The sequence below is a fragment of the Roseateles sp. GW821-FHT02E12 genome (assembly GCF_059421665.1).
The window spans coordinates 2107222-2124069 of sequence record NZ_JBWKVK010000001.1; the positions used below are offsets into that span (position 1 = coordinate 2107222).

The 16848-nt window shown below is 68.4% G+C and carries 13 protein-coding genes; 4 read left to right on the top strand and 9 right to left on the bottom strand.

The annotated features are described in order from the left end of the window. Positions 1 to 51: 51 nt before the first annotated feature. The 5 genes from AC07V5_RS09860 to AC07V5_RS09880 form a co-directional block, all read right to left on the bottom strand. Positions 52 to 699, bottom strand: a complete 648-nt coding sequence (locus AC07V5_RS09860) for a response regulator (RefSeq protein ID WP_495115473.1) — start codon at positions 697 to 699, stop codon at positions 52 to 54. Next, positions 696 to 2360, bottom strand: coding sequence for a PAS domain-containing sensor histidine kinase (locus tag AC07V5_RS09865; RefSeq protein WP_495115474.1), 1665 nt, complete (start codon positions 2358 to 2360; stop codon positions 696 to 698). Before AC07V5_RS09865 ends, AC07V5_RS09860 begins: the two co-directional genes overlap by 4 nt. Positions 2361 to 2522: 162 nt before the next feature. Continuing rightward, positions 2523 to 3872 carry a c-type cytochrome biogenesis protein CcsB gene (gene ccsB / locus AC07V5_RS09870; protein ID WP_495115475.1) on the bottom strand — a complete coding sequence of 450 codons (1350 nt, stop codon included), beginning with the start codon at positions 3870 to 3872 and terminating at the stop codon, positions 2523 to 2525. After that, complete coding sequence (locus tag AC07V5_RS09875) at positions 3869 to 5944, bottom strand: cytochrome c biogenesis protein ResB (protein ID WP_495115476.1); 2076 nt, start codon at positions 5942 to 5944, stop codon at positions 3869 to 3871. Before AC07V5_RS09875 ends, ccsB begins: the two co-directional genes overlap by 4 nt. A 64-nt stretch (positions 5945 to 6008) precedes the next feature. Beyond that, on the bottom strand, positions 6009 to 6629 hold the full coding sequence (locus AC07V5_RS09880; protein ID WP_495115477.1) for a c-type cytochrome: 621 nt from the start codon (positions 6627 to 6629) through the stop codon (positions 6009 to 6011). 70 nt (positions 6630 to 6699) lie between these two features. Between AC07V5_RS09880 and yihA the strand changes: the two genes are divergently transcribed. Next, a complete protein-coding gene (gene yihA / locus AC07V5_RS09885; protein WP_495115478.1) occupies positions 6700 to 7446 on the top strand; it encodes a ribosome biogenesis GTP-binding protein YihA/YsxC in 747 nt (248 codons plus the stop codon). Positions 7447 to 7449: 3 nt separating this feature from the next. Here yihA and AC07V5_RS09890 read toward each other — a convergent pair whose 3' ends face one another. Continuing rightward, positions 7450 to 9486, bottom strand: coding sequence for a DUF1631 family protein (locus AC07V5_RS09890; protein ID WP_495115479.1), 2037 nt, complete (start codon positions 9484 to 9486; stop codon positions 7450 to 7452). A gap of 148 nt (positions 9487 to 9634) precedes the next feature. Between AC07V5_RS09890 and AC07V5_RS09895 the strand changes: the two genes are divergently transcribed. Together AC07V5_RS09895 and AC07V5_RS09900 are read left to right on the top strand one after the other, a co-directional pair. Next, complete coding sequence (locus AC07V5_RS09895; protein WP_495115480.1) at positions 9635 to 11770, top strand: tetratricopeptide repeat protein; 2136 nt, start codon at positions 9635 to 9637, stop codon at positions 11768 to 11770. 28 nt (positions 11771 to 11798) lie between these two features. After that, positions 11799 to 12626, top strand: coding sequence for a MipA/OmpV family protein (locus AC07V5_RS09900; RefSeq protein ID WP_495115481.1), 828 nt, complete (start codon positions 11799 to 11801; stop codon positions 12624 to 12626). 84 nt (positions 12627 to 12710) lie between these two features. Here AC07V5_RS09900 and groL read toward each other — a convergent pair whose 3' ends face one another. The 3 genes from groL to AC07V5_RS09915 all read right to left on the bottom strand — a co-directional run bounded on the left by groL (position 12711) and on the right by AC07V5_RS09915 (position 15627). Then, positions 12711 to 14360, bottom strand: coding sequence for a chaperonin GroEL (groL, locus tag AC07V5_RS09905; protein ID WP_495115482.1), 1650 nt, complete (start codon positions 14358 to 14360; stop codon positions 12711 to 12713). A 98-nt stretch (positions 14361 to 14458) separates the two neighbouring features. Then, the gene (locus tag AC07V5_RS09910; protein WP_056202831.1) at positions 14459 to 14749 is read right to left on the bottom strand and encodes a co-chaperone GroES; all 291 of its coding nucleotides are present in this window, start codon (positions 14747 to 14749) and stop codon (positions 14459 to 14461) included. A 230-nt stretch (positions 14750 to 14979) separates the two neighbouring features. Continuing rightward, positions 14980 to 15627, bottom strand: coding sequence for a PEP-CTERM sorting domain-containing protein (locus AC07V5_RS09915; protein WP_495115483.1), 648 nt, complete (start codon positions 15625 to 15627; stop codon positions 14980 to 14982). A 206-nt stretch (positions 15628 to 15833) separates the two neighbouring features. Between AC07V5_RS09915 and AC07V5_RS09920 the strand changes: the two genes are divergently transcribed. Further along, positions 15834 to 16751, top strand: a complete 918-nt coding sequence (locus AC07V5_RS09920) for a LysR substrate-binding domain-containing protein (RefSeq protein ID WP_495115484.1) — start codon at positions 15834 to 15836, stop codon at positions 16749 to 16751. Positions 16752 to 16848: the final 97 nt, after the last annotated feature.

Sequence of the window (16848 nt, forward strand, 5' to 3'; positions counted from 1 at the left end):
ATGCGGGGAGTTCTTGATCCCGGCTGTCAGGGGGCCTGTGCAGCCCCGTGTTCAGGTGTCGTTGCTGATCAGGCCGTGACGCAACGCCAGCTTGACGAGGGCCGTCACGTCGGCGGCGCCGAGCTTGGCCATCAGCCGGCTGCGGTAGCTGTCCACCGTCTTGGGCGACAGGTGCAGGGCGGTACCGATCTCGCTGCTGGAGTGGCCGTCGACGACCATGATGACGACCTGGCGCTCGCGCACCGACAGGCTGGAGAAAGGGTCTTCGCCGTCGCCCTGGGCCAGGGCCCGGGCGGCCAGCTCGGCCACGCCGTCGCCGAGGTGGCGGCGGCCGGCGCGCAGGGCCTCGATGGCCTGCAGCAGCTCCTCCGACGGCGAGCCCTTGAGCACATAGCCGGCCGCACCCAGCTTGAGCGCCATGCCGACGTGGCGGGGCTGGGCCGACATCGTCAGCACCAGCGGCCGCGTGGGCAGGTGGCGGCGCTGCAGCTCGGCCAGCAGCTCCATGCCGGAGCGCTCGCCCAGCGACAGGTCGACGAGGACGACGTCGGGCACGAGTTGCTGCAAGTCGGCCAGCGCCGCGGTGATGTCGCCGCTGTCGCCGACGACGTCATGGCCAGCCTCGCTGAGCAGAGCGCGCAGGCCCTGGCGCACCATGGCGTGATCGTCGACGAGGTAGACGCGGGCGCGTTGGGTCATTCCGGTGCCTGCCAGCGCAGCGTCAGCTGGGTGCCGCCGCTTTCGCGCGGACCCAGCTCCAGCGTCGCGCGGATGGCACGGGCACGTTCGCGCATGCCGACCAGGCCGAGGTGTCCGGGGCGGTGCTCGAAGTCGTCGTCCAGGCCGCAGCCGTCGTCGGCGACGCCGAGCTCGACTTCGTCCGGAAAGCCGTAGAGGCTCACCTCGACGTGGGCGGGCTCGGCATGGCGCAGCGCGTTCTCCAGGCCTTCACGGGCAATCATGAAGAGAGCGTACTCGACCTGGACCGGCAGGCGCTGCTGCAGCAACGCGTCTTCGACGTCCAGCACGAGGCGCACGCCCGGGTGCAGCGCGCGGCGCTGGGCGAGCTCGTTGTCCAGCGCCGCAGCGAGGCCCTCGTCCTCCAGCAGCGGCGGGCGCAGGTCGACGAGCACCTGGCGCACCTCGCGCAGGGCCTGGTCGATGAGGCCTTGGGCCTGCTGGCGCGAGTCGGCCGCGCCCAGGTCCAGCGTCAGGCGCAGCGCGGTCAGCGTCTGGCCGAGCTGGTCGTGCAGCGCCTGGGCGAGGTTCTGCGTGGTGCGGCGTTCCTGGTCCATCAGCTGCTTGGCCAGGGCCGACAGCGCGGCCTCGGCGTCGACCTGCACGGAGATGTCGACAACGGCGCACAGCAGCAGCGACCGGCCGCGCAGCTCCACCGGCTCGGCCACCAGCTTGGCATGCAGGTGGCAGCCGGAGATGGGCAGCAGTTCCCGGTCGTCGATCTCAGTGCGGCCATCCACGCCCGGCAGTGGCGCCAGGCCCAGGGCCGTGGCGGTCTGGCCGACGACGGACAGCGTCGGCCAGCCGAGCAGGCGGCCGAGTTCGTCGTTGGACTCGATGACGGTTTCGCTGGCGACGTCGATCAACGCGATGCCGACCGGCACCGTGTGGAAGAGGGCGCGGAACTTGGACTGGCTGTCGGTGAGCGCCTGCTCGGTGAACTTGGCGACGGTCACGTCGGACAGCGTGGCGAGCACGCGCGCCGGCTGGCCCCGCGCGTCGCGCTCCGTCCAGCCGCGGCAGCGCAGCCAGCGAGGCGCGGGGCCAGCGAGGCGCACGTCGATGTCGAGCGGCGCGCCATGGCGCAGATGGGACTGCAGCGCGGCGCGCCATTGGCCTTGGTCGTCGGTGTGCAGATGCTCAGCGAAGCGGTGGCCATCCCGGCCCAGCAGGGCCAGGGCGCGTGGCGACAGGTATTCGCTGTCGGCGGCGATGTCCCATTCCCAAAGACCATCGGCCGCGCCCTGCATGGCGCGGGCATAGCGGGCCTGTTCTGCGTCAGCGGTGCCGAGGTCGTGGGCAACGTAGAGCCAGCCGGCGCCGTCCGGCAGAGGCGCGATGCTGGCCTCGAAGCGGGCGATGCGGCCGCCCTGCGTGCGCAGCGCGTAGCGCAGCCGCTGGGGGCTCGCGGTGCAGGCCGCTGCGGCCTTCCGCGCCAGGGCCGGCGGGCCGGCGCTGTGCAGCGAGCGGCCTTGTAGCGTCGCCCAAGGCGCGTGCAGGTCGGCGTGCTCGGGGTGGTTGCAGGCCACGAAGCGCAGGTCGGGGCCGATCAGGAAGCACAGATCGGGAATGGCTGCCGCGATGGCCGGCGAGGCCTGGGTCCAGGGCTCGCGGTCCAGCACTTCAGTTGCCCGTCGTGCGGTGTTTGCGGTGCGGCTTCTGCGGACCGAGCGCCGGGCCGCTCCCAAGCCGGTCCGTCCTGGCGATGTGCTTGCCGGTCGATCCGGCAAGCATCGCCGTCCCCGCGGGGGACCGGCCAAGGTACGCCTTGGACGAGGGGCTCATCAAAGGGTTCCGTAGCTGTGCAGGCCCGAGAGGAACATGTTGACACCCAGGAAGGCGAAGGTCGTCACCAGCAGGCCGACAAGCGCCCACCAGGCCGACACGGCGCCGCGCAGGCCCTTCATCAGCCGCATGTGCAGCCAGGCCGCGTAGTTGAGCCAGACGATCAGCGCCCAGGTTTCCTTCGGGTCCCAGCTCCAGTAGCCGCCCCAGGCCTCGGCGGCCCAGAAGGCGCCGAGGATGGTGGCGATGGTGAAGAAGGCAAAGCCCAGCGCGATGGACTTGTACATGAGGTCGTCGAGCTGCACGACATCAGGCAGGCGCGCGGTCAGGTGGCTGCGCAGCGCAACGGCAAGGGCCAGGAAGGCGGCGACGCCAGCGATCTTGCGCGCCCAGCCGTCCAGGCCGGCGACGGTGGCGGCGTCCACCGAGGCGCCGAAGCGCACGGCGAGGATCAGGGCGATGACGCCCAGCGGCATCGCCACCAGGCCCGTCCACAGCGCGCGCGTGTTGGCCGTCTTCAGCAGATAGGCCAGGGCCACCATGGCCGCCAGCGCGAAGCTGCCGTAGCCGACGAAGTTGGCCGGCACGTGGATCTTCATCCACCAGCTCTGCAGGGCCGGCACCAGCGGCTGGATCTCCTGCGCCTCGCGGGCCAGCGTGTACCAGAGCAGGAAGCTGACCGCGCCGCTGACGACCAGCATCACGTAGGCGCCCAGCGAGCGCGTGGCGAAGCGCTGCTCGTAGTAGAGATAGAAGAGGGTCGTCATCCAGCAGAACAGCACGAAGACTTCGTAGAGGTTGCTGACGGGGATGTGGCCGATGTCGGCACCGATCTGGTGGCTTTCGTACCAGCGCACCAGCGTGCCGACCAGCGCCATGAAGACGCCGCCCCAGGCCAGCTTGGAGCCGATGACCTCCGCCACGCTGTTGCGCCCGGCGCCGGTGAAGAAGCCGCCCCAGTAGAAGAGCATGCTCATGTAGAACAGCAGGCTCATCCACAGGATGGCGCTCTGGCTGGACAGCATGTACTTGAGCCAGAAGACCTGCTCGCCCGCGGCGAGGTCGGCGCCGAAGCCGTCGGTGTGCTGGCCGTACAGGCCGATGGCCAGCAGCGTGGCCGCGCCGGCCGCGAGGCTGAGGGCCCGCAGCGGCTTCCAGAACCAGCCCAGCGCGATCAGCGCGGGCATGGCGCACAACAGGATGCCCTGCTCGTAGCCGTCCATGCTGGCGTGATAGCGGCTGAAGGCATAGCCGCCGCCGAGCAACACGAGGGCGGCGAAGACCCAGTCGAGGGCGTCACGGCGCTGCAGCGCGTGGCGGCGCGGCAGGTCGAAGGTGGTCGTGTTCATGTGTGATCCTTGAGCACTGCAGCCTTGAGCTGGGCAAAGAGCGTAGCGTTGTCGGGCGATTCACGCGTGCTGGACATGGCCATGCGCACTTGCGAGCCCCCCATGTCGGCGCTGGGCGCGATCCAGATCCACAGCCGCCTCTCCTTGATATAGAGCATGGCGAAGACGCCGACGATGAGCAAGAGGGCGCCCAGGTAAACCAGTTTCTGGCCCGGCGCGCGGGCGACCTGGAAGACGCTGGCCTGCACCTGGTCGAAATCCTGCAACTGCAGCAGCACGGGCGACGGGTAGTAGAGGCTGTCGGACAGGGACAGCACGGCCTGGGTCATGAAGCTCTGGCTGGCCGCGTCGGTGGTGGCGGGCTTGAGGCCGGCGTGCTGGCGGGCGATCTGGTGCAGCTCGAACAGGCTGCCGTTGAGGATGCGCAGCAGCACCTCGGAGACGCGCTGGCGGTCGGATTCGGGCACGTCGCGCTCGATGAACTGCGACAGCGCGGGCAGGCCGCCCTTCACCTCGTCACCCGGCTTGGCGGCGGCGCCCGAGAAGAGCGTGAGCGCGCGCTGGGCGGTGAGCTTGAGCTGCGGCGTCAGCTGCGGCTGGTTGGGCGGTGTGGCTGCCAATGCGTAGCGCTGCGCGGCGGTGTCGCGCAGGGCCGGGTCGGCCAGGGCCTGGCGCAGGCGCAGCCAGCCGGCCAGCTCGCTGTTCTCGTCGGCCGGCATGCGCAGGTAGCGGAAAGCTTCGGCCGGGGTGTCGCGCACGCCGGCGAGGAAGAGCTTCTGGCCGTCCAGCTCGACGGGCAGCATGTAGTTGTTGAACTCGCGCGCCTGGCCGGCGGTGTCGCGCAGCTTGTAGCTGAAGCTGGGGCCGACGTTGTGCAGGGACTTGGCCGTGTCGCCCTTGGCGCCGCTGCCCAGGTGCTTGCCCAGGGTGGCACCGAGGTCGACCTTGCGCACGTCGGCGCCGCTGGCGTTGCTGCCGTCGCCCGCGAGGTTCTCGACGTTGATGACGCGCAGGCCATCGAGTTCCAGCGTCTGCTCGCCGAAACCCAGCTTGGTGCCGACGCGGCCTTCGAGCTTGACGGGCGTGCCGGCGCTGTTCAGCGGGAAGCCCTTGATCTGCAGCTTGCTGCCGCCGTCCTCGAAGCTGCTCTGGTAGATGGCCAGGCCCTTGTGAATGACGGGCTCGTTGACCTTGACCGTGGCCTCGCGCGTTGCGCCGCCGTCGTGGATGACGATGTCGCTGGCGAAGCTCTTGGGCATGCCGGTGGGGTAGTAGTCGACGTTGAACTTCTTGAGCTCGATGTCGAAGGGCAGGTCTTGCAGCACGACGCCGTTGGGCAGGCTGAGCACGGCGATGCCCTGGCGCTGCTTCTCGGCGACCGAGACATTGCCGCGAAAGCTCGGGTTGCCGGTGGAGAGGCGATGTTCGGGCTTGATGTCCGACACGAAGCCCGAGCCCGTGTAGAGCTGCTTGCCCTGGGCCCACATGGCCAGCTTGACCATGGCGTTGCCGTCCAGCACGCCGCCGATGAGGATGAGCACGATGGCCGAGTGGGCCGACAGATAGCCGATCTTGTTGGCCGCGCCGCGCCGCGCCGCGACCATGGTGCCGTGGTCGCGCTGCTGCACGCGGGCCTTCCAGCCGAGCTGGGTCAGCGTCGCGCCGATCTCGGCCAGGGCCATCTGCGGGTTGCTGGGCAACTCGGCGATGGCCTTGTGGTGGTGGGCCTGCAGCGACTGCTCACGCACGCCTTCCTTGTAGCTGCGCAGGTCGACGAGGATCTTGGGCGCGTTGCGCGCGATGCACAGGCTCGTCGACACGACCAGGAAGGTCAGGATGACGAGGAACCATGTCGCGCTGTAGACCGTGTAGAGGCCGAGCTTGCCGAACACCTCGGCCCAGAAGGGGCCGAACTGGTTGATGTAGTTGCCCATGGGCTCGCTCTGGCGCAGCACCGTGCCGATGACGGAGGCGATGCAGATCACGCTGAGCAGCGTGATGGCGAAGCGCATGGACGAGAACAGGTCCAGCAGTTCGCGGGCGGGCGATGAGCGAGAAGCGGCGGTGGACATCAGCGATCAATAAAAAAGGCCGGTGGGGATCACCGGCCTTCGTTCCTCGAGGCTTGCGTGAGGTTCAGCGCAGGCCGGCGATGTAGTCGGACACGGCCTTGATTTCCTTGTCGTTCATCTTGGCGGCGATGGCCACCATCATGGGGCCGTTGGCGCGGGCGCCGCCACGGAAGGCCGTCATCTGGGCTTCAACGTAGTCGCTGTGCTGGCCCGACAGGCGCGGGTACTGGGCCGGCAGGCCGGCACCGGTCGGGCTGTGGCAGCCTGCGCAGGCCGGCACGTTGCGCTCGGCGATGCCGCCGCGGTAGATCTTCTCGCCCAGGGCGACGGTGTCCTTGTTCTTGGCGAAGCCCGGCTTGGCGGTCTTGGCCGCGTAGAAGGCGGCGACGTTGCGGATGTCTTCCTCAGACAGCGGGGCGGCCATGCCACTCATGACGGCGTTCTTGCGCTTGCCCGACTTGAACTCGGTCAGCTGCTTGGCCAGGTACTCGGCGTGCTGGCCCTGCAGGATGGGGTTGGCCGGGCTGCCGCGCGAACCGTCGGCCGTGTGGCAGGCGGCGCAGACCTGGGTAGAGATGGCGCCACCCTTGGCGAGGTCGGGCTTGGCCGGAGCGGCAGCAGGCTCGTTCGCATGAGCCGTGGCGGCCAGCAGCAGACTCGACAGGAGGAAGGCGACAGTCTTCATGGATTTATGAGGTTTCGTTGGGCGCAACCTCAGAATTTTACAATGCCCCACCAAAGCCTCAGACACACCCATGACCGACACGATTCCCGAGGCTGCAGCCACCCCTGAGAAGATCACCGAGAAACTGGCTCTGGCCTGGACGCACACCACGCGTTTCCTGACCACCGCCAGCCAGCTCGTGCACCTGCCCGCCACCGATTTGCCGGAGATTGCCTTCGTCGGCCGCTCCAACGCCGGCAAGTCCACTGCCATCAACACGCTGGCCCAGCAGAAGCGCCTGGCCTTCGCGTCCAAGACGCCCGGCCGCACCCAGCACATCAACCTTTTCGAGCTGGGCCCCAAGGACGCCGCCGACGCCCTGTTTGCCGACCTGCCCGGCTATGGCTACGCGGCCGTGGCCAAGGCGGCCAAGCTGCGCTGGCAGAAGGTGATGGCCGACTACCTGGAGGTGCGCCGCAGCCTGTCTGGCGTCGTGCTGATGGTCGACTCGCGCCTGGGGCTGACCGACCTGGACAAGCAACTGCTGGAGTTCGTTGCCGCCCGCGTCGCCAGCGGTTCCATCCGGTTGCTGGTGCTGCTGACGAAGTCCGACAAGCTCAACCGCAAGGAGGCCGACGCGGCTTTGCGCGCGACGACGGAGTTCCTGGCCGGCATGACGACCGAGGAGTCCGACGTGGCCGTGACGCTGTTTTCGGCGCTGAAGAAGAGCGGTGTCGGCGACGTGGCGATTGCGCTGCGCGAATGGGTGTTGGCGCACCGGTTGCCTGAAGCGGCATCGGCGGAGCCGGCGGACGAGCCGGTTCAACCGGCCGATTGAGGCTCAGCCGCCGTCGAGATCGCTCATCAGCGTATCGACGGCGCGCTGGACGACGCTGTCGTCCTCCAGTGCCGTGATGAGGCCGTTGGCCAGCAAGGCCTCCAGCGCGCGGCGCGTCAGCGGCAGGCGCTCGTCGGCCTCGCGGCCGACGAAGAGCATGAACTGGCGGCCTTCGCCGATCCAGGCGATCTGCGCGGTGTGCCAGTCGCCCTGGATGAACATGTGGAACCAGCGGCCGATCTGCAGGCCTTCGATCCAGCGCTGAAGCGCGGCGCGGGCGTCGGGCGAGTCATGCTCGTTGTAGAGCTGCACCGGCACGGTCGGCAGCTCGCCACGGTCGACGTCGGCGCTCAGCCAGTGCGAGGGCACCTGGGAGTCGCGCTCTTCCATCAGCCGCTGCACGATTTCATCGGCCGAGGCCGGCGCGGCGCTGGAGGTGGCCGCCGGCTTGGGTGGGCTGGCGCGGCGTTCGGCCGGATCCACGGCCGGCAGGCCGCGCAGCAGGCGGGAATGCTGGGCCATCAGCTCGCTGAGGGGCGGCTCGCGCTTGGCCTCGGGCAATTGGATGCTGTCGCAGCCGGTGACGAGGCGTTCGATGAGCACCGGCAGGCGCATGCGCAGCGCCTCGCGGTCGGCCGTGTCGCGCGGCGTGATGAGGCTGTCGAGCACGGCGTCGACCATTTCCATTGCGGCCTGGGCTTCGCGCGAATCGCGGCCGTGGCGAACCATGGCGGTGACGATGACGTCGACCCAGCTCGTCTGCAGGAAGCGGTGCATGCGCGGGCCCAGCGGCGAGTCCGCGATCTGGTGGTCGACCTGCTCGCGCAGCAGGTCGCGCCAGTCGTTGCGCAGGTGCTCACGCTCCAGCGCGGCCAGGGCAACGGCATTGAGCTCGCCGCTCTGGCGCGCCTGCGTGTCGATGCGGGCATCGACGCGCGCCAGCACTTGCTGGAAGAGCAGGGCGGTCGGTGTCGGTGCGTCGACGAGGAGCTGGGCCTCGGCTTCCATGAAGCGCAGGAAGTCCACGAAGCGCGGGTCGTCGGCGCGGTCGAAGGCCATGCCGTGGGAGGCGACGCGGTTCAGCAGCGCCCAGGTGGGGTGGTCCTGGCGGCGCAGCAGCATCGCGTCGCTGCGCGCCAGGCGCACGACGGCGATCTGCAGCCGCGCCAGCAGGGCCTTGAGCGGCGGCAGCAGGCGCGGGTCGGCCAGGATCTGGTCGTAGAGCCGGCTCAGCATGTCCGGCCCGGTCGTGCGCACGAAGGGGGCCGGTGCCAGCGGGTCACGCTGCGTCAGGGGCGCGAGGCCCTGCGGTCGGGAATTGATGACCTCAACGCGGCGTGACAGGCCGTCCAGCGTGCCGTGGTTCGCCGGCCGCTGGCCAACGCCGCGGGCGGCCGCCAGGCGCTGGTGAGCCAGCGGATCGGTCTGGGCATGGCCGTGCGAGGCCACCATGTCGCTGATGTCGGCGTCGCGCAGCGTGGCGCAGATCTGGGCGTAGAGGCGGTGCAGGGCGCGGGCCAGCGGCGTTGCGGCCACGCGCATCAGCTCGTACTGGGTCTGCGCGCCGAGCGGGCTGGACGCCAGCGCATGGTGCAGCGCGTGGGCGTAGAGGGCGGGGCGCAGCGGGTTGTCGCGTTCGCGGGCCCGGGCGGTGCCGCGCAGTGCGGCGAAGAAGTTGCCGATCTGATGCAGTTCGGCCCGGTTCAAGTCCTCGGCCGTATGGGCAACGTGGGCGATGGCCACGTCCTGCAGGGCCTGGTGTTCGTCCACGAGGCTGAGGCTTTCCAGGCCGCCGAGCTGCAGCGGGGCGCGGTGCAACGGGTCTTCGCCGCGGCGGCCGGCCTGCAGCAGCTCGATGAGCTTGCCTTCGAAGTCGGCGGCGAAATGGGCGCGCACCTTGCGCCAGGCCTCGCGCAGCGGGTAGTGCTGGGGCTGGGCATCGAGTTCGTCATGCACCACGTTCAGCAGTTCACGCGCAAGAGGCCCGGCCTCGGTCAGTGCGTGGTCAAGCAGGTCGTGGGGATGCAGGCTGGAAAGCATGGATGCATTGGGGCGGCGAGATGAGATTATCTGGCGCCAAGCTGGTGCGCCCCGGCGTGTTGCCCACTCTTACCCACCCCCGAACCGCATGGCAAACGCCAGACTTCAGAACCTTTTCACGCTTTTCCAGTCTGGGCGACATGCCGAGATGGCCGCACAGGCGCGAGCCCTGCTTGCTGAGCAGCCGCAGGACGGTGACCTGTGGAAAGCGCTGTCCGTGGCCCAGCAGATGCTCGGCGAGGACGCGCTGCCCGCGCTGCGCCGCGCGATGGCGTTGCTGCCAGGCGACGCGGAATTGGCGGCCAACCTGGGCGCTTTGCTGGCGGCGCGCGGCCGCTGGGATGAGGCGCGTGCCGCCTACGAGCAGGCGCTGAGCCTGCAACCCCGGCTGGCGGGTGCACACAACAACCTCGGCAACGCGCTGCTGGCGCTGCGCCAACCGGCCGAGGCGTTGGCCGCTTTCGACGTCGCCTTGGCCTTGCAGCCAGGGCTGAGCGCGGCGCTTGGCAACCGCGCACGCGCGTTGCTGGCCCTGGAGCGACATGACGAGGCGGCCGATGCCTTTGGGCGTGCCATCGCCGCGCGGCCCGTTGACGCCGGCCTGCGCCTGCACGCCGCCACGGCACTGACCGCAGCCGGCCGCGCCGCCGAGGCCGTGACGCAGCTGCGCGAAGCCGTGGCGCTGGCGCCGGATCGCGTCGAGGCCGGGTTCATGCTGGGCAATCTGCTCAACGATGCGGGTGACGTGGTGGGCGCGGCCGATGCCTGGGAGCATGTGCTGGCCCGGGACGCCGGCCATGCGGAAGCTGCCTGCAATCTGGCGGTACTGCGACCCGAGCGCGGCGAAGCCGTGTTGAGCGCTGCGCTGGCCGCGGGCGTTGACGGCGAACGCCGCGCGGCCGTGCTGGCCAATCTGGGCGGGTTGAGGTTGCAGGACGGGCGCTTCGGCGAGGCTGTGGACAGCTACCGACAGGCCCTGGCCGAGACGCCCTCGTCGCGCCAGGCGCTGAGCAATCTCGCCCAGGCCCTGAAACGGCAAGGTGCGCTGGACGAGGCGGACGCGGTGTTTAGCCGCCTCATCGACCTGGACCCGGCGCTGACGACGGCGCGCAGCGACCGGCTGCTGCTGCGCAGCTACCGGCAAACCAGCGCCGACGAGGCCGGGGGCCTGCGGACCGAGGCCGAGGCTTTCGGCCGTGTCGTGCGCGCGCCGCAACTACAACGCCCGGCGCGGCCAGCTGGGCCCTTGCGCGTGGGTCTGGTGTCTGCCGACTTGCGCGGCCACCCGGTAGGGCACCTGGCCGAGGCCTGGTTGCCGGCGCTGGCGCAGCGCTGCGAACTGTTTGTCTACGCGAACTCGCGCGCCGACGACGCGCTGACGCAGCGGCTGCGCGCGGCGGTGCCGCATTGGCTCGGCGTGACGGATCTCGACGATGCGGCACTGGCAGCGCGCATCGCGGCCGATGGCATTGATGTGCTGGTCGACCTGAACGGCCACACCGGCGGGCATCGCCTGGGCGTGTTCGCGCGCCGGCCTGCGCCGCGCCAGTTCAGCTGGCTGGGCTATGCCGCCAGCACGGGGCTGGCCGAGATGGACGGGTTCATCGGCGACCGCTGGCTGTTGCCCGACGGTGCCGAGGCCGGCTTCGTTGAACCGCTGCGGCGGTTGCCGCAGAGCTTCACGGTCTACGCGCCATCGCCGGATGCGCCCGCCGTTGCGCGGCGGGATGGCGGTTTCTGCTTCGGCAGCTTCAACGCGCTGCACAAGCTGGGCGACGAGGTGCTGGCGCTTTGGGCCCGTGTGCTGGACGCGGTGCCTGGCAGCCGGCTGCTGCTGAAAGCGCCGGGCCTGCAGCATGCGGCCGAGCGCGCAGCGCTGCTCGGCCGCTGGCCTGGCGATGCGGCGCGGCTGGATCTGGAAGGCCCAGGCCCGCTGGCCGACTACCTCGCCGCCTTCGGCCGCATCGACATCGCCCTCGACCCCTTCCCGCACAGCGGCGGCATGACGACGCTGGACGGGTTGTGGATGGGCGTGCCGGTGCTGACGTTGCCTGGGCCGGCACCGATCTCGCGCCAGGGCTTGAGCTTCATGCAGACGCTTGGCCTGGCGCAGGACTGGGTTGCGGCGGACGCGGGCGACTTTGCGCGCCTGGCTGAGCAGCACTCACGGGACCGCGTGGGCCTGGCTGCGTTGCGCGCCAGTTTGCGCGAGCGCATGGCGGCCAGCCCCCTGTGCGACGCCGGCCGCTTTGCCGACGAGCTGCTCGCCCAACTAACGGCATGATGCGCGGCGCTCCACTCCCGCATCGTCCATGAAGCATTTCGTTCTTCTGCTCAGCCTCATCGGTGCTGGCGCTCAGGCCGACGAATCCGCACCCAAGCGCGAGGACCTGCCCTTGTGGGAGATCGGCATCGCAGCCGCCGGCGTCTCGCAGCAGGCCTATCCGGGGTCGGATCAGCAGGTCCGCCGCGCGCTGGCGCTGCCCTACCTGGTTTACCGCGGCAAGGTGCTGCGCGCGGATGGCGACGGCGCCGGCCTGCGCGCGGTGCGCACGGAACACTTCGAGCTGGATGTGTCGTTCTCGGGGTCGCTGAGTTCGGGCTCCGAATCGCTGCGGGCGCGCGAGGGCATGGCGCGGCTGGGCACGTTGGTGGAGGCAGGGCCGGTGGCGCGCTGGTTCGTGAACGGGCGCGGCGCCGGCGAGCGCATCACCCTCGATCTGCCGCTGCGCGGGGTGTTCGAGGCGCGCAACCCCAGCCGGCATCGGGGCATGAGCTTCGAGCCCAGGCTGAGCTGGCAGTACCGCCCCAAGGCGGACGGGTGGGGGTATGGGTTGAGCGTTGGCGCGCTGTTCGGCGACCGCCGGTTGGGCTCGACCTTCTATGGTGTGGCGCCCGGTGAGGCCCGGCCGGACCGGCCGGCGTTCGACGCGCGTGCCGGCCTGATCGCCTGGCGGCTTGGCGGCAGCCTGACGACGAGCCTGACGCCAGACCTGCGCGTCTACGCCTTCGGCCGCTTCGACAGCCTGGCCGGTGCGGCGAACCGCGAGAGCCCGCTGGTGCGGCAGATGACGGGCGCCAGCTACGGCATCGGGCTGAGCTACACGCTGAAGCGCTCGGCCGCGCGCGCTAACGACTAAGGCCGGTTCGGACGTGCAAAAAGAAAAGGGGCTGCCTGAGCAGCCCCTTCGTTCGTCAGCGACGGGTGTGTCGCCGGCGTGGACTTACATGTCCATGCCGCCCATGCCACCCATGCCGCCCATGCCACCAGGCATGCCGCCGCCGGCTGCGTCGTCCTTGGGGGACTCGGCGACCATGGCTTCGGTCGTCAGCATCAGCGACGAGACCGAAGCGGCGTTCTGCAGGGCAGTGCGCGTCACCTTGGTCGGGTCCAGGATGCCCATTTCGATCATGTCGCCATAGGTGTCGTTGGCGGCGTTGAAGCCGTAGTTGCCCGAACCGGCCAGCACGGCGTTCACGACGACGGAGGCTTCGCCACCGGCGTTGTAGACGATCTCGCGCAGCGGGGCTTCGATGGCCTTGAGCACCAGCTTGATGCCGGCGTCTTGGTCGGCGTTGTCGCCCTTGATGGCGCCAGCAGCTTGCTTGGCGCGCAGCAGCGCGACGCCGCCACCAGCCACGATGCCTTCTTCAACGGCTGCGCGCGTGGCGTGCAGCGCGTCTTCGACGCGGGCCTTCTTTTCCTTCATCTCGACTTCGGTGGCAGCACCGACCTTGATGACGGCAACACCGCCGGCCAGCTTGGCCACGCGCTCTTGCAGCTTTTCGCGGTCGTAGTCGCTGGTGGCTTCCTCGATCTGGATGCGCACTTGCTTGACGCGGGCTTCGATGTCGCCCGCAGCGCCGGCGCCGTCGATGATGGTGGTGTTTTCCTTGCCCACTTCGACGCGCTTGGCCTGGCCCAGGTCAGCCAGCGTGACCTTCTCGAGCGTCAGGCCGACTTCTTCGGCGATGACCTTGCCGCCCGTCAGGACGGCGATGTCTTCCAGCATGGCCTTGCGACGGTCACCGAAGCCAGGCGCCTTGACGGCGACGACCTTCAGGATGCCGCGGATGGTGTTGACCACCAGCGTCGCCAGGGCTTCGCCTTCGACTTCTTCGGCAATGATCAGCAGCGGACGGCCAGCCTTGGCGACTTGCTCCAGCGTGGGCAGCAGGTCGCGGATGTTCGAGATCTTCTTGTCGAACAGCAGGACAAACGGGTTGTCCAGCAGCGCGGCTTGCTTCTCGGGGTTGTTGATGAAGTAGGGCGACAGGTAGCCGCGGTCGAACTGCATGCCTTCGACGACGTCGAGTTCGCTGTCCAGGCTCTTGCCGTCTTCGACGGTGATGACGCCTTCCTTGCCAACCTTGTCCATTGCTTCGGCAATGATGCGGCCCACTTCCACGTCGCTGTTGGCCGAGATCGTGCCGACTTGAGCGATTTCCTTGGAGGTGGTGGTGGCCTTGGAGGCCTTCTTCAGCTCGGCGACCAGGGCGGTGACCGCCTTGTCGATGCCGCGCTTCAGGTCCATCGGGTTCATGCCGGCGGCCACGTACTTCATGCCTTCGCGGACGATGGCTTGGGCCAGGACCGTGGCGGTCGTGGTGCCGTCACCGGCGTTGTCAGACGTCTTGGAAGCAACTTCCTTGACCATCTGCGCGCCCATGTTCTGCAGCTTGTCCTTCAGCTCGATTTCCTTGGCCACGGACACGCCGTCCTTGGTCACGGTGGGGGCGCCGAAGGAGCGCTCGAGCACCACATTGCGGCCCTTGGGGCCCAGGGTCACCTTGACCGCGTTGGCCAGGATGTTCACGCCTTCAACCATGCGGGCACGTGCCTCGCCGCCAAAGATCACGTCTTTTGCTGCCATTTGATTCTCCGAATACTTAAATTGGGGTCAGAGACAATTTCTCTGAGTCAGTCGGGGACAGAGCTCGCGCTAAGCGCTTCGGTCTGTCCCGCAAGACATTACTTCTGCACCACAGCGAAGAGGTCTTCCTCGCGCATGACCAGCAATTCGTCGCCATCGACCTTGACGGTCTGGCCCGAGTACTTGCCGAACAGAACGCGGTCGCCGACGACGACATTCAGGGCCACGAACTCGCCCTTGTCATTGCGCTTGCCCGGGCCGACGGCCAGGACTTCACCCTGATCGGGCTTCTCGGCGGCGTTGTCGGGGATGACGATGCCCGAGGCGGTCTTGGTTTCTTGCTCCAGACGGCGAACGATCACGCGATCGTGCAGGGGGCGCAGTTTCATGGAATCTCCTTGAGAGTTGGAACCGAAGCGGCCGCAACGCTGGGCGGCTCGCCGAAAAATGGGGCCGCGGAATCGACCCGATTTCGTTAGCACTCAATCGCATCGAGTGCTAGCAGTCCAGGATTATAAGGACGGACTGTGGCGATTCAAGTCGCCCGGTCGCGCTTCAATGTGTGCGCCGGAAAAGAAAAACGACCGCCGCGGCGGTCGTTTTTGAGGAGGCGTGAAGCTCAGCGAGCAGCGCGCTTGCGGGCCCAGCCCAGCGCGCCCAGGGCGCCGAGCACCAGCGCGACGCTGGTCGGCTCGGGCAGGCGACCGTTGGCAGCGGGTGTCGTGAAGCGCAGATCGTCAATCAGGAAGGCTTGGTCAAGGCCGGTGAAGATGACGGAGCTGGCCACGCCGGTGAAGCTCAGCGAAACCGTGTTCGACCAATTGCTGAAAAGGAAGCCGCCACTGCCACCGGTGCCAGCCAAGTTGTCCAGACCCGTTCCCAGTTCGTTGCCTGCAGCGTCGTAGACGTGAACCGCTAGTTTTGACCCGCTGTTGCTGGCAGAAAAGACGAAGGACAGCGCATCGATGAAGCCATCGGCCAGGCTCAGCGTCAGCGACTCACCCTTGTTCGTCTTTCCGATGTTGGGTTGCTTGGCCAGCCAGAGCGCGCCGCAACTGTTGGTGCGAGTGAAGCTGATGCTGCCATGGCAGACGGCAGTCGCCGACGTGGCGCCCCAAGCAGCGCCGTCGACATTGACGCCTTTGTAGATGGCGGGGAGATGGGCGGTGGCCGCCAGATCCTCGAAATCCAGGAAGACCGCGCCGGCCATGGCCGATTGCATAGTTGCCGTCAAGGCGAGTGCCAGAAGTTTGCTCGTCGTGCGCATGGCGTTCTCCGTCCAGGGTTCGAGTTGGGTTTGTGGTCGGGACTGTAAACAAGCACTCTCATACCGGGCGCTGCCGCGCCCCTTCAGTTGAGGGGGCCTGGAGGCCGTGAGACCGCGCTTAGGGGGGTGATTTGGAGCCTGTGCGGGAAATCACGGGGCGGACGGGTGCCGGCGACGCGCCGGGACCCTTGGTTACACTGCCTTGGGTGGAAACCAAATGGCTTGAAGACTTCGTCAGCCTGGCCGAGACGCGCAGCTTTTCCCGCTCCGCCCAGCTGCGCCATGTGACCCAACCGGCGTTCTCGCGGCGCATCCAGGCTTTAGAGGCCTGGGCCGGGGTCGACCTGGTTGACCGTTCGTCCTATCCGACGCGGCTGACAGCCGCTGGCGCCACCTTGCTGGCCCAGGCCGTCGAGTTGCTGGGCAACCTGCAATCGACGCGCAACATGCTGCGCAGCCACCAGGCGGCCGACCAGGACATGATCGAGTTCGCCGTGCCGCATTCGCTGGCGTTCTCCTTCTTCCCGCACTGGCTGATGGGCCTGCGCCGTGGCTTTGGCGCCATCAAGTGCCGGCTCAATGCAGCCAACGTGCATGACGCAATGCTGCAGCTCAGTGAAGGCAATTGCGATCTGCTGCTGGTCTATCACCACGCCAGCCAGCCGTTGCAGCTGGACCCGGAGCGCTATCAGATGGTGTCGCTGGGCCACGAGACCTTGTCGCCGTATGCCAGGGCCGACAGCCAGGGCGAGCCGATGTTCCGCCTGCCGGGCCGGGCCGGCCAAAAGATCCCTTTCTTGAGCTATGCCGCTGGCGCCTATCTCGGCCGCCTGGTCGAGCTCATCGTCAAGGAAGCCGACTTCGCGCTGAACCTGGACGCCATCTACGAGACCGACATGGCCGAGGGCTTGAAGGCGATGGCGCTGGAAGGCCACGGATTCGCTTTCCTGCCCGCCAGCTCCGTGCAGAAGGAACTGGCCAGTGGGCGCCTCGTGCCGGCCGCTGCGTCGGGCACCTTCAGCGTCAGCATGGAGCTGCGCATCTATCGCGAGCGACCCGAGATGTCGCGCCGCCAGAAGCCCGCAGCCCAAGCGCTCTGGGACTATCTTGCGTCCGCGGCATGACCCCATCCCGCTTGCGCATGCATCGTGTAAACCCGTATTCGAGCTGAGTGCGCGCCGTGGTCTGCTCACGGCTGTTATCGATATCCACTTCCTGTTG

Excerpts from the sequence above, each read along its gene's own strand:
- AC07V5_RS09860 (WP_495115473.1), bottom strand. The coding sequence starts at position 699 with ATGACCCAACGCGCCCGCGTCTACCTCGTCGACGATCACGCCATGGTG.
- ccsB (WP_495115475.1), bottom strand. The coding sequence starts at position 3,872 with ATGAACACGACCACCTTCGACCTGCCGCGCCGCCACGCGCTGCAGCGC.
- AC07V5_RS09875 (WP_495115476.1), bottom strand. The coding sequence starts at position 5,944 with ATGTCCACCGCCGCTTCTCGCTCATCGCCCGCCCGCGAACTGCTGGAC.
- AC07V5_RS09880 (WP_495115477.1), bottom strand. The coding sequence starts at position 6,629 with ATGAAGACTGTCGCCTTCCTCCTGTCGAGTCTGCTGCTGGCCGCCACG.
- yihA (WP_495115478.1), top strand. The coding sequence starts at position 6,700 with ATGACCGACACGATTCCCGAGGCTGCAGCCACCCCTGAGAAGATCACC.
- AC07V5_RS09890 (WP_495115479.1), bottom strand. The coding sequence starts at position 9,486 with ATGCTTTCCAGCCTGCATCCCCACGACCTGCTTGACCACGCACTGACC.
- AC07V5_RS09895 (WP_495115480.1), top strand. The coding sequence starts at position 9,635 with ATGGCCGCACAGGCGCGAGCCCTGCTTGCTGAGCAGCCGCAGGACGGT.
- AC07V5_RS09900 (WP_495115481.1), top strand. The coding sequence starts at position 11,799 with ATGAAGCATTTCGTTCTTCTGCTCAGCCTCATCGGTGCTGGCGCTCAG.
- groL (WP_495115482.1), bottom strand. The coding sequence starts at position 14,360 with ATGGCAGCAAAAGACGTGATCTTTGGCGGCGAGGCACGTGCCCGCATG.
- AC07V5_RS09910 (WP_056202831.1), bottom strand. The coding sequence starts at position 14,749 with ATGAAACTGCGCCCCCTGCACGATCGCGTGATCGTTCGCCGTCTGGAG.
- AC07V5_RS09915 (WP_495115483.1), bottom strand. The coding sequence starts at position 15,627 with ATGCGCACGACGAGCAAACTTCTGGCACTCGCCTTGACGGCAACTATG.